Source organism: Allofournierella sp. (assembly GCF_048388525.1).
Lineage (GTDB): Bacteria > Bacillota > Clostridia > Oscillospirales > Ruminococcaceae > BQOK01.
Genome location: NZ_DBGCTQ010000121.1, coordinates 44,062 through 59,135, shown reverse-complemented (window position 1 = coordinate 59,135; position 15,074 = coordinate 44,062). Strand labels below are relative to the sequence as shown.

Genomic DNA, 15,074 nt, shown 5'->3' with positions numbered 1-15,074 from the left:
AGAGGCCCGGAACGCTGTGCGTTCCGGGCCTCTTTCTCTTTTTTCGCGCCTTATTCCGTTTCCGGCAGGCGCGTTTTTTCGCCCCCGCGCAGGGCCGCCGGGGCTTCGCCCTTGGGCCAGAATTTCCAGGCCAGCGCGAGGCTCACCGCTAAAAGAAGGGTCACGTACAGCCCGCCCTCGGCGCCGAAATTTCCGCCGTTCCAAATGTTCGCACGGGTCAGCTCCCCCGAGATCAGGCTGGCGGCGTTGGTGTCGGTGCCGCTCACCAGGATGCCGAACACATTGCCCTGGAAAAAGTTCCAGGTGATGTGGTAACCAATGGCCGCTGCCAGGCTGCCGCTGCGCAGGGTGACCAGCGCGAACAGCACCCCCACCAGGATGATGTTCAGGCAGGGCAGCAGGCCGAAGCCTGGGTTTGCAAAGTGCAGAAGGCCAAACAGCACGCTGGGAACCAGCACCACCGCCGCCGCGGGCACACGGCCGGCCAAAGCTCCCTGCAGCACGCCCCGGCACAGGGTCTCCTCGGTAATGCCCACCGTAATGAACAGCACCAGGTAGACCGCCAGCATGGGCGAAAAGCCAAAGCCGGTAAAGCGCATGTCTCCAAAGCCGTACAGCATGGCGGCCACCACCGCCATGGACGCCGCGCCCGCCAGCAGCCCCGCGCCCAGCTGGCGCAGCCCCTTGCCGCTCACGCCAAAGCGCAGCTTTACGCCCCGCTTTTTGTTCAGGGCCGCAAACAGCGCCGCCAGGGCCCAGGCGGCCACCAGGTTCACCACTGCCAACAGGATGTAGTTCAGCGCCATCAGGCCGGGCCAGGCCCGCACGCCCTCCACCCCGCCCAGCAAAAACAGCAGCAGGGGGTTCACCACCATGGAAAGCGCCATGGTCACCGCCTGGCTCACCGCAAAATAAACCACCATGTAAAGGGCCATCTGCCAGCCGCTGCGCAGGCAGCCGTCCGGCGAAAAGAATATCTTTTTCATTGGATCCGCATCTCCTTTTCCATAAGCCCGGCGCGCCGGGCCGCAAAGCGGCACAGGGCGGCGCAGGCTGCCGCCCTGTGCCGGACCGTTTTGGGTTTATTCCAGCGGGGGCTCGGGCATGATGATGGCCGCCACGATATACGCCAGCAGGCCGCTGCCCCACACGGCGGTCAGCACCACCACGCCCAGGCGCACCAACGTCACGTCCACATTCAGGTATTCGGCCAGGCCGCTGCACACCCCGCAGATCATTTTGGTATGGCCCTTCGTCAAACGTTTTGGTTCCATAATTCACTCTCTCCTTTTTAATTGTATGGGTCGGGGCTCACTCAAATGCCACCTCCACGCTGCCCACGCTGCATTCCACGTCAAAGATCGTGGCTGCGTGGGAATTGTGCTTCACACTGCTGCTCAAAGCGCTGTAGGTGTCGCCGTCGATGCTCACGCTGCCCATGCTGCACTCGATCTTGTAGCCATAGTCGGCGGGCTTCGGGGTGAGCAGGTAAATGTAGCCCGCCTGAGCGTCCAGCTCTGCTTTCTGGGTCACCTCGCCCTGCACCGAAATGCTTCCCGCCTCGGCTGTCAGCTCCAGCTTGCGGGCCCACACCCCGGTCAGATCGACCGCGCCTGCGCCCGCGGTGGCCTCCAGCTTATCCGCCGAAAGGCCGCTGCCGTTGATGCCGCCCGCGCCGACCATCAGTTCGATCTCGGTAAACTGCGCGCCCTCCGGCAGCAGGACGTACAGCGTGCCGGCCACTGTGCGCCGGTGGTTCGTTTCCACCTTCCAGGTGGAGCCGTCCATCTGGGTGGTCAGGGTACCCACGTCCCCCTCGGCGTAAAGGCCAAAGCCCTCCGCCGGGATAATCTGTATCTCCTTGGTGCCGCTCAGCTCAAATTCCAGCTTGGTGGCTTTCGCCACTGTTTCCGGGGCCCGGTTCTCCAGCCCGTTATAGCTGCCCAGCCGCTGGCGCAGCTCGGTGGCGCCGGGCGCCGTGGGCGCGGTGGGCGCTTGCGGCGGTTCCGGGGCTTCGGGGGCCTCGGGCGCCGCCCAGCCGCCGTGGTGCTCCCCGGTGTAATACTCTCCCCAGTCGCTCACGTAGCCGTCGTCCCAGCCCAGCAGGTGCACGCTGCCGTACCGCCCAACGCCCACGCTGGTGTAGCGCATCGCCTCGCTCCAGCTGCCGCCCATCGCCGTGCCCATCACCAGGCACAAAATGCCCGGCACCAGGAACACGGCCGCAAGGCCCGCGCAGGCCCGAATAAAGTTTTTCATTCGTCACGCCTCCTTCCGGCGGCCCAGCAGCCGGTTGATCGCTTTTTTGGCACCGCGCCACAGCGCGGGGATCGCCCGGAAGTTGAACCACAGCCCGCCCGCAATCAGCAGGATGCCCAGCGCTGCCGCCACCATGCACACGCCCACGGTCAGCAGGCCCACCGGAATGCCGGCGGCAAAGGCCGCGGAGGCGTTGGCCGCCAGCACCGTGATCACCGCCACAATGGTGGCGCCGCCCGCGATCACCAGCGCAAAGCCCACGCACAGAATGCCGAACAGCACCCCCAGCACGCCGGTCAGCAGCCCGCCCCACAGGGGCATCAGCAGCACCGCCAGCACGATCAGCAGGATCGTGTTGTTGCTCAGGCCCCGGCGCGTCGCGCCGGCCCGGGGGCCGTAAACGGGCGCGCTCTGGGCAATGGCCGCCGCGCCCGCCGCCCGCGGCCTGGCATACACCGGCAGCGGGATCTGGTGCTCGGGCTGCGCCTCCTGCGGAGCTTCTTCTTCCTCCCGGGGCTGTTCCTGCGGCTTGCCGGCGGCCCAGTCCGGCCCCTCCAGGGTCAGCTGCGGCGCGGGGGCTGCCTCGGCCGGCGACTCCTCCTGCTGCGCGGCGGGCTGTTCCGCCGCCTGCTCGGCGCGGCTGCCCGGCACGTTGGCCTTGATGATCGCCGCCACCTTTTCGGGGCTGCCCAGCTCGGCCAGCACGGCCCCCTCCTGCTCGGGGCCCGCCTCGCTGAAGTATTCTTCGTAAAACTGGATGGCCTCGGTCCGCTCTTCCTCGGTCACCTGCGCCAGCAGCGCCTTGTCCAGCCGCTGCAAAAATTCCTCCCTGGTCACTGCGCTTCCCCCTCTCCCAACAGCATTGCGTCGATCTTTGTCTTGTAGTCGATCCAGTCCACCCGGTACTGCTCCAGCGCCTCGCCGCCCGGCTCGGTCAGCCGGTAATAGCGCCGGTTGCGCCCCGCGAATTCCTGGTCGTAGGTCTCCAGATACCCCTCTTTTTGCAGGCGCCGCAGCACCGGGTATAAAGTGCTCTCGCTCACCACCATGATCTGCCGCACATCCTGGGTGATGCGGTAGCCATAGGTCGGCTCCCGCGCCGCTGTGCTCAAAACCAATGCATCCAGCAGGGCCGCTCCCGTATTAAACGCCATGCCCTCGCCTCCTTTGTTGTGTCTGTAGCAATATTATATTTCGTATAATATTATTTGTCAATACCATATTGCAAAAAATAAAAGGTATTTCGTTCATTCAAACGAAATACCTTTTGCAAATGCTTCAGTTTCGGCAAAAAATGTGCCTGGCAGCCTACTTTTTCTTGATGAAAATGATCTTTTTGGAAAAAACGTAGTTGAACACGATCACCAAAACGTTCGAGAACACCTTCACGCCCAAAAACCACAGCCCCAGCCAGGCGGCGGGCACAAGTGCCGGGCCGATCACGTCGGCCCCCAGCCACATCACCGCCACGTCCATCACCATGGTGCCCACGCGGCAGGCAATGAACGAGCCGAATTCCCGCAGCGCGTCGGCGCCCCTGCTGCGGCTTTTGAATACCCACAGCCGGTTGGTGGTGTAGGCGAACAGGATGCAGATCACGTTGTCCAGCACCGTATTCAGGGTGGTAGGCATACCGAAACTGCGGAACACCATGGCAAGCACAATGTTCAAAAGGGTGGCAAGCCCCCCAAAGATCAGGTAGGTCAGCTGCTCGTAATATTTAGTCCACAGCTGCTTGAGCCGCTCGGTCATTCTTCCACGACCCGCACGCTCTCCATCACCACGGGCTCCTTGGGCTTGTCGGCATAACCGGTGGGCACGGCCGCGATCTCATCCACCACGTCCATGCCGCTCACCACCCGGCCAAAGGCGGCGTAGCTGCCGTCCAGGTGCGGCGCGTCGGCGTGCATGATGAAGAACTGGCTGCCGGCCGAGTCCGGGTCCATGGCCCGCGCCATGCTGATCACGCCGCGGCTGTGGCGGATGGGGTTCTCCCAGCCGTTTTTCTGGAACTCCCCCTTGATGTGCCAGCCCGGGCCGCCCATGCCGGTGCCGTCCGGGCAGCCGCCCTGGATCATGAACCCGGGGATGATGCGGTGGAAGGTCAGGCCGTCGTAAAAGCCCTCGTTCACCAGCTTCAAAAAGTTCTCCACAGTCAGGGGCGCGGCCTTTTCGTCCAGCTCCAGCTCAATCACGCCGCCGTTTTTCATGGTGATGCGTACCATACTCGTTTCTCCATTCCCGCGCGCGGCGCCCTGGGGGCCGCGCGCGCTGTTTTTAGTATTGTGCAAGTATTATAGCATATGCTTAAAAAAACGGCAAACCGGCGTTTCCCGCACTGCTTTTTTCTCCAAATCGTCCCATATTTATTTCTTTCTTTTTCCATTTTTAAACTATAACACTTTTAATCATACTTTTAAATATAATTAACATTTTAAATCCTTATATAGCCACTTTTAAAATGTTTATCATTAGTTACAGTAATAATGAAAGTGGGGTGGACGTGTGGAACGGGATGCTTTTCGTCCATTTATCCGCGGGCGCATTACCACACTTCGTTTTGGCAAAGGCGTATCGGAATATGAGATGAGTCTGGCTTTGGGCCGTAATCACTGCTAATGTTAGGTATGGGAAGTAATATGGACAAAAAGAAAATAGGCAGAAGGATCAAAGAAGCGCGGCAACAAGTAGGATTTAGCCAAAGTGAATTGGCAGAGACAATCGAGGTGACGGTAAGTGCGATTTCAACAATAGAACGCGGTGTTCGCGCGCCGAGCCTCGAAGTCCTGGTAAATATATTAGGAGCGCTGGGAACGTCCGCCGACCTGGTACTTCAGGATGTTTTGGAATGCGGCTTTAAAATCCGGGAGACAGAGCTTGACGACAAATTACAGAATTTACCGCCGGAGGAGCGGGAACGGATTTTTCGTGTTATCAACGTGATGGTCAATGAGGAATACCAGTAGAGGATAATGAGAATGAAAGAAGGACTGTATTCCAAGGCGCAGCGCTTCGAGATCGAAAAAGTCCGCGGGGTGTTCAGCGCCTACTTCCAAACCAACTCGCAAAGGTGCGCACCTTCCTCACCCTGCTGGAATAGTCCATACACAAAAAAGATCCTGCCCGCGATGTTTTTCACGGGCAGGATCTTTTTTAATAAAAACCTTGTGCTCTTTTCTTCAGCCGGCAGCACCATTTGACACCATTGACACCATTCAGGCCAAAGCTCTCTTTTGGCCCTTCTTCGTCTCAGCGCTTCTCCCACTGCATGATCTTCTGCCCCATCAGCACCCCCATCACGCTGGACATCATCAGCCCCCGCGTCCACCCGGAAGAATCGCCCAGGCAGTGCAGGCCCCGGATGTTGGTCACCAGGTCCGCGTCCATGCGGATGCGGTTCGAGTAAAATTTCAGCTCCGGGCTGTACAAAAGGGTCTCGCCGCTGGCAAAGCCCGGCACCACCTGGTCCAGCATCTGGATAAACTCCACAATGTTGGTCATGGCCCGGTAGGGCATGGCGGCGGTAATATCGCCCGCCACCGCGTCCACCAACGTGGGCTTTACGTTCGATTGGCTCAGCTCCTTGGCCCAGGTGCGCTTGCCGTCCAGAATATCGCCGTAGCGCTGCACCATAATGTGCCCCGCCCCCAGCATGTTGGTCAGCTCGCCCACCTTTTGGGCATACTCGATGGGCTGGTTGAAGGGCTCGGTGAAGTTGTGGCTGCACAAAATGGCCAGGTTTGTGTTGGGGCTCTTTTTTTCCTTGTACGAGTGGCCGTTCACCACCGCCAGGTCGTTGTCGTAGTTCTCCTGGCTCACAAAGCCGCCCGGGTTCTGGCAGAAGGTGCGCACCTTGTTTTTAAAGGGCTTGGGGTAGCCGATGAGCTTCGACTCATACAGCACCTTGTTCACCTTTTCCATCACCTCGTTGCGCACCTCCACCCGCACGCCGATGTCCACCGTGCCGGGCTTGTGGGCGATGCCGTGCTCGGCGCAGATGTTTTCCAGCCAGTCCGCGCCGCGGCGGCCGGTGGCGATTACCGTGCGCTTTGCCCGCACCTCGCGCTCCGCGCCGCCATTCTCCCGCACCCGCACCCCCAGGCACTGGTCGCCCTCCAAAAGGATGTTGGTGCACTCGGTGCCAAACAGCATTTCCACCCCGTGATCGGCCAGGTAGTTCTGAATGGCAAGGTAAAGCCCCTGGGCCTTCTCGGTGCCCAGGTGGCGGATCGGGCAGTCCACCAGCTTCAGCCCCGCCTGGATGGCGTTCTTGCGGATCTCCTTGATCTCCTCGCCGTCGTATACCCCCTCCACGTGGGGGTCCGCGCCGAATTCCAGGTAGATGCCGTCGGTATAGTCCATCAATTCCTGGGCAAACTGTTCGCCGATCAGGCTGGGCAGATCGCCCCCCACCTCATAGCACAGGCTCAGCTTTCCGTCTGAAAAGGCGCCCGCGCCCGAAAAGCCGGTGGTGATATGGCAGTAGGGCTTGCAGTTCATGCAGCGGCCGGTTTCGGCCTTGGGGCAGTGGCGCTTTTCCACCGGGCGGCCCTTCTCCACGATCAGCATTTTTTGCTTTGAACCCTTGCGCAGCAGCTCCAGCGCGGTAAAAATGCCGGCCGGGCCGGCGCCCACGATCACCAGATCATACATGTTCAAAAAGCCCTCCTGTGAACAAAATTGTGGTTGTGGCCGCAAAAAAGCCAGCCGCCCGCGGACGCCGGCAGCTGGCCTAAAATGCTTGTTTGCAATGCCTTATCCCTTTTATTATTAGCACAAAGTCATACTATTGTCAAGAGATAACGCATCTTTTCTTTTATTTTCTTCCGGTCGCCTGCAAAATCAGCCCCGCGCACAGCTCCGGCCCCAGCTCGGCGTTCAGGCACAGGTCGTAGTGCCCGGCCGCGCCCCACCGGTATTCGGTGTAATAGTTGTAGTAGCCCGCGCGGCGTTTGTCCTCCTTCTCGATCAGCGCTTCCAGGGCGCGGTCGTCCAGGTCCGCGGGCAGCTGCTTTTGTGCAAGGCCCCACTTTCTCCGGTAGTCGGCGGGCGCGTGCAAAAACACGCTCAGCAGGCGCTCGTCGTCCCGCAGCACATAGTCTGCGCACCGGCCCACGATCACACAGGGCCCCTTTTCCGCCAGCGACTGGATCACCTTGCTCTGGATGATGTACACCTGGTCGCTCAGGGGCAGGTCGGCCCCCATGGTGTAAAGGCCGTACAAAAGGCTGCCCGTGCGGCGCTTTTCGCTGGCGGCCACCGCCTCCTCCGAAAGGCCGCTCTCCTTGGCGGCAAGGGTGATCAGCTCCTTGTCGTAAAAAGGCACCCCCAGCGTCTCGGCCACCTGGCGGGCGATGCCGATGCCCCCGGTGCAGTATTCGCGGCTCAGTGCAATGATGGTGCGTTCCATGGTATGACCCCCTTCTTTTTCCGGCCCGGCGGGCCGGTTTATCCGGATGTGTTCACCTCGCCCACCAGCGTGCAGCCGCTGGGCCAGATGGCGTAAACCGTAATCTTTTTGCTTTCGCCCAGCAATTCGGGCGGCAGGTGCACGCCGCCGTCGGCCGCCGCCTGCACGTAGCAAAAATGCTTGTGGGCCGTGGTGGCGTGGGCCGTGCCGTCCTGCACCGCGCAGGCAATCGTGCCTGCAAACTCTGCGGGCAGGGGCTGGTCCTCGCCCCCCTCGGTCTGGAACATGTAAGCGCCCACCTGGGGCAGCGGCCGCAGCGCAGCGTGGCGGCGGCCGGGGCTGCCTGCGCCCTGCTCCTTGTGCCTGCCCCGCACCAGCAGGGCCCGGCCGCTGTACGCCTTCCACAGGTCGTCGGCCTTATAGCGGTGCTCGGCCTCCCGGTCGCTGGGTGCCAGGCTGTCGTTTACCAGGGCGAACGCCGTGTCGCCCGCCAGCTCGAACCCGCGCAGCGCCATCAGCTGGTTTTCGCCGTTTGCAAACGCGCCGGGCAGCAGGGGCAGGCCGGTGGCCTGCGCGTCCTCGGGCGTGGCGGCGTAGTGCACCGCCAATGCCACCGACTCGCCCAGCTTCACATGGTTCCACACCGCCGCCGGGTCCAGGTACGCAAGGTACGCCTCGTAGCCGTAGGCGCCTGCCAGGGCCGCGGCGAAGGCGTGGTTGTGGCAGCCGGGGCCGCCGTGGTCGAACATGGCGTGGGCCAGCTCCTCGGGCAGCGCGTCCTGCCCCCACCGGTTCACAAGGCTCGCCAGCGCGGCGGCCGCGCTCATGCCCTGGCGCAGCGCCGGGTCCCGCACCTGCTGGCTGTAGGCGGGCAGCCGCAGCAGGCGGCCATAGGGCGCGGCAGGCTCCTGGGCCCACTCCGCCGGGCGCACGCTGGCCGCCAGCAGCCGCACACTGGGCGTCTGGCGCTCGTCGTCGGTATAAAGATAAATGCGCAGCTGCGCCTGGATCGCACGCCCCTGGGGGACATGCACCGTGTCGCCCTGCAGGTAGGCCGGGGCTGCGGGCGGTTGGCAGGCGCTGGCCCGCGAAAGGTACGGGCTCCACTTGCCAAAGCTCATCCAGCCGCTCCATGCGCCGTCCACCAGCACCCGGGCCTGCGCCTCCACCACCGTGCCCTGCGGGGTTTCGGCGTTCCAGCTCATGGCCAGTTCTGTAAACGGCGGGAAAGCGATCACCGGCGAGGTGTAGCACCCATACAGCACATAGCGGCCCGCCGTCTGTTCCAGGCACACCGCATTTTCAGCCAGGGCCACATTGTCCAGTTCCCCCCGGGTGAACGCCTCGGTGCCGGCCAGGATATACCCATTTTTTGCGTTCTGCATCTTCGCTCCGTCCCAAATTTGCGGGCGGCGGCATGCCGCCCTTTCTTATCTTTATGGTATCCCACGCGGCGGCCCATGTCAAGAAAAAGCCGCCGCATCCCCGGGTCCGGCAAGGCGGTTTCGCCGGGCGGCGCGCCCGCTGCGCTTTTTCCAAAAGGGGCTTTTTGTCCGGTTCCGGGGCTGGTTTTGGCGAAAAAGCGTCTTTGTCACTTGCTTCTTTTTCGCTGTGCGGTTATAGTATAGGTAAGTGCGCGGCGCAGGTCCCTTGGGGCGGCGGGGCGCGCTGTGTTTTGTGCGGGCCGCGGGGCCCGTTTTCCCATCACAAAGAACAGGGAGTGCCAGGCATGAAGATCATTATCGCCGGCGACGGCAAGGTGGGCATCGCCCTCACCCGGCAGCTGCTGCACGAGGGCCACGACGTGACCATTGTCGATTCCAACCCCCACGTATTGCAGGCCAACATGTACCTCGACGACGTCATGGCGGTGCAGGGCAACGCGGCCACCCTGGAGGCGCTGCGGCAGGCCAAGGTGAACGAGGCCGAGCTGCTCATCGCCGCCACCAGCGCCGATGAGATCAACCTGCTGTGCTGCCTCACGGCCAAAAAGCTGAACCCCCGCATCCACACCATCGCCCGGGTGCGCAACCCCGAATATTCCGAGCAGCTGTACGTCATGCGCGAGGAACTGGGCCTTTCGCTCACCATCAACCCGGAGCTTTCGGCCGCGCGCGAGATCTTTCACCTGCTGCAATTTCCCAGCTTCATCCGGCGCGACGGCTTTGCCAAAGGCCGGGTCGAGATCGTGGGCCTGCGCATCGACGAGGGCAGCCGCCTGGACGGCGTTCCCCTAAACCAGCTCTACCAGATCGCCCAGGTCAAGGTGCTGGTGTGCGCGGTGCTGCGCGAGGGCGAGGTCACCATCCCGGACGGCAGCTTTGTGCTGCGCCGGGGCGACCGCATCTTCGTCACCGCCCGGGCGGTGAACCTGGCCCAGCTCATCAAAAATCTGGGCATCACAAAGCAAAAGATCCGCCAGGTCATGCTGGTGGGCGGCGGCCGGGTGAGTTATTACCTGGCCCAGCGCCTTCTGGACGCCCGCGTTTCGGTCAAAATCGTGGAGCAGGACCGCGCCCGCGCCCGCCTTCTGGCCGACCAGCTGCCCGGCGCCTCGGTAGTCTGGGGCGATGGCTCCAGCCAGGCCCTGCTGGCCAGCGAGGGCCTGGCCCAGACCGACGCCCTTGTCACCCTCACCGGCATGGACGAAGAAAACATCGTCATCAGCATGTACGGCCACGCCCAGGGCGTGCGCAAGGTGGTCACCAAGGTCAACCGGCTGGAATACGGCCACATGTTCATGGACATGGGCGTGGGCAGCGTGGTCAGCCCCAAAGAACTGTGCAGCGCCCTCATCACAAGGTATGTGCGCGCCATGCAGAATAAGACCGGCAGCATCCTGGCACTGCACCACATTGCCGAGGGCGCGGCCGAAGCCCTGGAATTCCGGGTCGACGACACGGTCCTTCACCGGGGTGTGCCCCTCAAGGACGTGCCTGTAAAGCCCGGGGTGCTGATCTCCTGCATCACCCGCGGCCCCGACACCATCATCCCGGACGGCGCCACCCACTACGAAACCGGCGATACCGCCATCGTGGTAACGACCCGCCAAAGCCAGTTCCGGCGCATGAACGATATCTTTGCGTGAACACGCCCGCCGGCAAGGCGGGCAAAAAAGGAGTTGCGGCCTTGAACTTTCGTGTTGTGAGCCACACCATCGGCCTGATCCTGTTGGTGGAGATGGCTTTTATGCTGCCCAGCCTCGTTTGGTGCTGGGCCGACGGCGAGGGCGGCGTGGCCCTGGCCTTTGTGGTCTCTCTGGCGCTCATGGGCCTTGCGGCGGCCGCCCTGCTGCTGGCCGGCCGCCGGGCCAAGGGCGGTTTTTTTGCCCAGGAGGCCTTTGTCACCGTGGGCCTGTGCTGGGTGGTCATGTCGCTGCTGGGCTGCCTGCCCTTCTACCTGAGCGGCCAGATCCCCCGCTATGTGGACGCTTTGTTCGAGGTGGTCAGTGGTTTTACCACCACCGGCGCCTCCATCCTGGCCGACCCCGCCCTCCTCAGCCGGGGGCTGCTGTTCTGGCGCAGCACCACCCACTGGCTGGGGGGCATGGGCATTCTGGTGTTTGCCCTCGCCATCGTGCCCGCCGGGCGCAAAAGCGGCGCCTTTTATCTGATGCGCGCCGAGAGCCCGGGCCCCAGCGTGGGCAAATTCACCCCGCGCCTCAAGCAGACCAGCAAGATCCTGTACGCCATGTACGTTGCCCTCACCGCGCTCTGTGTTCTGTTTTTGCTGGGGGGCGGCATGCCCCTGTTCGAGAGCCTGTGCACCGCCTTCGGCACCGCCGGCACCGGCGGCTTCGGCGTAAAAGCCGACAGCATGGCAAGCTACACCCCCTACCTGCAATGGGTGGTCACCATCTTCATGGCCCTGTTCGGGGTGAATTTCAGCATTTATTATCTTCTGCTGCTGCGGCGCTTCAGGCTGGCTGCCAAAGACGAAGAGCTGCACTGCTATGTGCTGGTACTGCTGGCGGCGGGCGGGCTGATCGCCTGGAACATCCGCCCCATGATGGCAAGCTGGGGCGAGAGCATTCGCCACGCCTTTTTCCAGGTCAGCAGCATCATGACCACCACCGGCTTTTCCACCGTGAACTTTGATCTCTGGCCCGCCTTCTCCAAGGCGATCCTTCTCTGCCTCATGCTGATCGGCGCCTGTGCAGGCAGCACCGGCGGCGGCGTAAAGGTCATCCGGCTGGTCATCATGGCCAAGGTGCTGCGGTGCAACATCCGGCGTACCCTGCGCCCCCGCAGCGTGCAGCTGGTCCACGTGAACGGCAAGGTGGTCGAGGACGAGGTGCAGCAGGGCGTGTCGGCGTATCTTGCCGCCTACTGGTTCATCGTGTTCGCCAGCTTCATCTTCATCTCGCTCGACGGCTTCCCCCTCGAGAGCAATTTCTCGGCGGTGTTTGCCTGCATCAACAACATCGGCCCCGGCTTCGGGGTGGTGGGCCCCATGGCAAACTACGCCGCCTTCGGCGATCTGCCCAAGCTCGTGCTCACGGCCGACATGCTGCTGGGCCGGCTCGAGATCTTTCCCCTCCTGGCCCTCGTCAGCCGCCACAGCTGGAGCCGCCGCATCTGACACCCGTTTTTTTGGCCGAAAACCGGCAATACTCATTTAAAACTTGTTTTGGGAGAAATTCATCCATGCACCAGGCAGACCTTCAAAGCCCTTCCCCCATCGTCATCCGAAACGAAACCCCCGCCGACTACAGGCGGGTCGAAGAGATCACCCGCAAAGCCTTTTATAACCTTTATGTGCCCGGCTGTTCCGAGCACTATCTGGCGCACATCCTGCGCTCCCACCCGGACTTTGTGCCCCAGCTCGACCTCGTGATCGAGCTGGGCGGCCAGGTGATCGGCAGCATCATGTACACCAGGGCAAGGCTGGTGGATGAAACCGGCCTCGAAAAGCCCATCCTCACCTTCGGCCCCCTCAGCGTCCTGCCCCAATACCAGCGGCAGGGCTATGGCAAGCGGCTGCTCGGGCATTCCTTCCAAAAAGCCGCCGCCCTCGGCTTCGATCTCATCGTGATCTTCGGCGTCCCCGGCAATTACGTCAGCCGCGGCTTCAAAAGCTGCCGCAAATACAACGTCTGCCTGCCAAACGGCGCGTACCCCGCCGCCATGCTGGCAAAAGAGCTTCGCCCCGGCGCGCTGGACGGCCGCAAGTGGTTTTACCACGACAGCCCGGTCATGCAGCTCGACGAACAGCAGGCCAGGCTCTTCGACGAGGGGCTCGAGCCGCTCGAAAAAAAGTGGCAGCCCAGCCAGGAAGAGTTCTATATCCTTGCAAACTCCCTGCTCGGGCCCGAGGCGTAAAACAGCGCGGTCTCGGCTCTGCAGGCCCTGTCCAGGCGGGGGAAGCAAAATGCTTCCCCCGCCCTTTTCTTTTTCCAAAAAGTCACAGGCCGCCGCCCGCGGGGCTTGCAAAATCGGTTTCCATAAATTATAATAATAACTAATATCATATAGAAAGAGGGATCGCTATGAAAAAACTGTTGAACGCCGCGTTCGCCTATGGTGTCGCAGGCATTGTGATGGGGGTCGTTTTCCGCGAGACCAGCAAGTTTCTGCACTACACCGCGCCCACGGCCCTGGCCCGGGTGCACACCCACCTGTTTGCCCTGGGCATGCTGTTCTGCCTGGTGCTGCTGGCGCTGGAAAAGGGCTTTGGCCTGTGGGCCGACGGCAAGTTCAAGGGCGTCTTTGCGCTCTACAACGTCGGCGTCGTCGGCGCCGCCGTCATGATGAGCCTGCGGGGCTTTTCCCAGGTGTTCGGCCTCGCGCTGGCAAAGGGGCCGGACGCCGCCCTCAGCGGCGTCACCGGCCTGTTCCACATCCTGCTCACCGTGGCGCTGGTGCGCCTGTTCCTGCTGCTCGGCCGCCGGGTGGCCGCCTGCCAGCAGCCGGCCTGACCCCGGCGTTCCAACCCTCCGGCACAGGGCGAAAGGCCCGCGGCGCCCCTGCGATTCTGTTCCGGCCGCAATTGTTTTCTCCCCGTTTCCGCGCATAATAAAAACGAGATGGACGCCCCGTCCCCGGGGTGTCCATCCCGTTTTTTTGTTTCATCCGGCGGGCTTTTTTTCCGGCCGGTAAAGCAGCATGGCAATCACCACGCCCACCATGCACACCGCGGGCAGAATAAACATGGTCACGTCAATGCCAAACAGGGCCAGCGGGCTTTGGGTCTGGTTTGCCGCATAGCCGGTGGCGCCCAGAACAGCGCCGCTCACAAACCCGGAGATGGCCCCGGAAAATTTGTTGGCAAAGCTGGTCACCGAGTAAAGGATCCCGTCGGCCCTGAAGCCCTCCCGCCGCTCGGTCTCGTCGGTGATGTCCGCCACAAAGGCCCAGATCAGCGCATAGGGCACCGAGCCGCTGAGCCAGGTGATCATGGCCATGGCCAAAAACACCGCCACGCCGGCCGTGCGGGCCGCGTACAGGCCGCCGTAGGCCGCCACGCACACCGCCACGCTGGCAATGGTCAGCCACCGCTTGCCAAACCGTTTTGCCAGCCGGGGGGCCAGCAGCGCCGCCGCAATGTTCACAATGGAAGAAATGGCCATGTACACCGGCATAATGGACATATCGCCCCTGGAGTAGGTAAAGAAATACATGGCCGCGCCGTTGCTTAAAAAGATGCGCAGGTACATAAAAAAGTACATCAGCACCACCAGCATCAGGTTGCGGTTTTTAAAAATGAGCCGCAGCAGCAGCTTGGCGGTGTACTTGGGCGGGGCGGCCGCCTGCACAGGCCGCTCCTTCACCATAAAAAAGGTCACACAGAACAGGGCCAGGGCGATCGCGCCGTAAATAAGCCCCACCTTGCCAAAGCCGTCGGCTGTGATCTGTCCGTTGCCGAAAAACTGCAGCAGCGGCACCGTCAGCACCGAGGCCACCAGCACGCCCACACCCTGGAAACCGCCCTTGATCGAGGAAAGGGAGGCCCGGTCCTCGGGGGTGCGGGCCAGATTGCTCAGCATGGTGGTGTAGGGGATGAACGCCACGGTGTACGCCATGCCAAACAGGATATACACCGCATACATGTAGATCAGGTTGCCCTGGCCGGCAAAGCGGACGTTGTTCAGGTTTAAAAACAGCGAAGCCGCCAGGGGAACGCCCCCGATCAGCAGCCAGGGGCGGTACTTGCCCCACCTGGCGTAGCTGCGCTCGGTGATGATGCCCATCATGGGGTCGTTCACCGCGTCCCAAATGCGGGCCACCAGAAACATGGTCCCCGCCGCCGCGGTGGCAATGCCCAAAAAGTCGGTCATAAAGAACATCAGCTGGGTGGCCAGTGTATAGGATACGATCAGCATGCCCGCTTCGCTTACCGCATAACACACCTTTGTTTTCGTCGATAGCTTTTGAGAATCCATTTGCACATCCTCCTCAGGTTTGCC

Annotated in this window: 16 protein-coding genes; 5 read left to right on the top strand and 11 right to left on the bottom strand. The window is 62.2% G+C overall.

The window, feature by feature from the left end; genetic code table 11:
• Positions 1-50: 50 nt before the first annotated feature.
• The 7 genes from ACMLHZ_RS14980 to ACMLHZ_RS14950 all read right to left on the bottom strand — a co-directional run bounded on the left by ACMLHZ_RS14980 (position 51) and on the right by ACMLHZ_RS14950 (position 4,484).
• The gene (locus tag ACMLHZ_RS14980) at positions 51-986 is read right to left on the bottom strand and encodes a lysostaphin resistance A-like protein (RefSeq protein ID WP_418668474.1); all 936 of its coding nucleotides are present in this window, start codon (positions 984-986) and stop codon (positions 51-53) included.
• A 96-nt stretch (positions 987-1,082) separates the two neighbouring features.
• Entirely contained in the window at positions 1,083-1,274 is a 192-nt protein-coding gene (locus ACMLHZ_RS14975) for a PspC domain-containing protein (RefSeq protein WP_418668473.1), read from the bottom strand.
• 37 nt (positions 1,275-1,311) lie between these two features.
• Positions 1,312-2,259, bottom strand: a complete 948-nt coding sequence (locus ACMLHZ_RS14970; RefSeq protein WP_418668472.1) for a DUF4097 family beta strand repeat-containing protein — start codon at positions 2,257-2,259, stop codon at positions 1,312-1,314.
• A gap of 3 nt (positions 2,260-2,262) precedes the next feature.
• Positions 2,263-3,096, bottom strand: a complete 834-nt coding sequence (locus ACMLHZ_RS14965; protein WP_418668471.1) for a DUF1700 domain-containing protein — start codon at positions 3,094-3,096, stop codon at positions 2,263-2,265.
• Positions 3,093-3,413 carry a PadR family transcriptional regulator gene (locus ACMLHZ_RS14960; RefSeq protein ID WP_418668470.1) on the bottom strand — a complete coding sequence of 107 codons (321 nt, stop codon included), beginning with the start codon at positions 3,411-3,413 and terminating at the stop codon, positions 3,093-3,095. Before ACMLHZ_RS14960 ends, ACMLHZ_RS14965 begins: the two co-directional genes overlap by 4 nt.
• Before the next feature lie 154 nt (positions 3,414-3,567).
• Positions 3,568-4,011, bottom strand: a complete 444-nt coding sequence (locus ACMLHZ_RS14955; protein WP_418668469.1) for a GtrA family protein — start codon at positions 4,009-4,011, stop codon at positions 3,568-3,570.
• Positions 4,008-4,484, bottom strand: coding sequence for a peptidylprolyl isomerase (locus ACMLHZ_RS14950; RefSeq protein WP_418668468.1), 477 nt, complete (start codon positions 4,482-4,484; stop codon positions 4,008-4,010). The genes ACMLHZ_RS14955 and ACMLHZ_RS14950 overlap by 4 nt, the downstream gene beginning before the upstream one ends.
• A gap of 414 nt (positions 4,485-4,898) precedes the next feature.
• Here ACMLHZ_RS14950 and ACMLHZ_RS14945 point away from each other — a divergent pair, with 414 nt between their 5' ends.
• Positions 4,899-5,225, top strand: a complete 327-nt coding sequence (locus ACMLHZ_RS14945; protein ID WP_418668467.1) for a helix-turn-helix domain-containing protein — start codon at positions 4,899-4,901, stop codon at positions 5,223-5,225.
• Between the two features lie 283 nt (positions 5,226-5,508).
• Here the strand turns inward: ACMLHZ_RS14945 and ACMLHZ_RS14940 are convergent, their stop codons facing one another.
• From ACMLHZ_RS14940 to ACMLHZ_RS14930, 3 genes are all read right to left on the bottom strand, one after another.
• Positions 5,509-6,912, bottom strand: coding sequence for an NAD(P)/FAD-dependent oxidoreductase (locus tag ACMLHZ_RS14940; RefSeq protein WP_418668466.1), 1,404 nt, complete (start codon positions 6,910-6,912; stop codon positions 5,509-5,511).
• Positions 6,913-7,075: 163 nt separating this feature from the next.
• The gene (locus tag ACMLHZ_RS14935) at positions 7,076-7,669 is read right to left on the bottom strand and encodes an AAA family ATPase (RefSeq protein ID WP_418668465.1); all 594 of its coding nucleotides are present in this window, start codon (positions 7,667-7,669) and stop codon (positions 7,076-7,078) included.
• 38 nt (positions 7,670-7,707) lie between these two features.
• A complete protein-coding gene (locus ACMLHZ_RS14930; protein WP_418668464.1) occupies positions 7,708-9,054 on the bottom strand; it encodes a hypothetical protein in 1,347 nt (448 codons plus the stop codon).
• Between the two features lie 344 nt (positions 9,055-9,398).
• Here ACMLHZ_RS14930 and trkA point away from each other — a divergent pair, with 344 nt between their 5' ends.
• From trkA to ACMLHZ_RS14910, 4 genes are all read left to right on the top strand, one after another.
• Positions 9,399-10,757 carry a Trk system potassium transporter TrkA gene (gene trkA / locus ACMLHZ_RS14925; RefSeq protein WP_418668463.1) on the top strand — a complete coding sequence of 453 codons (1,359 nt, stop codon included), beginning with the start codon at positions 9,399-9,401 and terminating at the stop codon, positions 10,755-10,757.
• A gap of 41 nt (positions 10,758-10,798) precedes the next feature.
• Positions 10,799-12,250: a TrkH family potassium uptake protein gene (locus ACMLHZ_RS14920; protein ID WP_418668462.1), complete on the top strand. Its 1,452-nt coding sequence runs from the start codon at positions 10,799-10,801 to the stop codon at positions 12,248-12,250.
• Positions 12,251-12,315: 65 nt separating this feature from the next.
• A complete protein-coding gene (locus ACMLHZ_RS14915; protein WP_418668461.1) occupies positions 12,316-12,990 on the top strand; it encodes a GNAT family N-acetyltransferase in 675 nt (224 codons plus the stop codon).
• Positions 12,991-13,157: 167 nt separating this feature from the next.
• Positions 13,158-13,586, top strand: coding sequence for a DUF2871 domain-containing protein (locus ACMLHZ_RS14910; protein WP_418668460.1), 429 nt, complete (start codon positions 13,158-13,160; stop codon positions 13,584-13,586).
• A gap of 150 nt (positions 13,587-13,736) precedes the next feature.
• On the opposite strand, the gene ACMLHZ_RS14905 is transcribed toward ACMLHZ_RS14910, so the two are convergent.
• Positions 13,737-15,050, bottom strand: coding sequence for an MFS transporter (locus ACMLHZ_RS14905; RefSeq protein WP_418668459.1), 1,314 nt, complete (start codon positions 15,048-15,050; stop codon positions 13,737-13,739).
• Positions 15,051-15,074 lie beyond the last annotated feature (24 nt).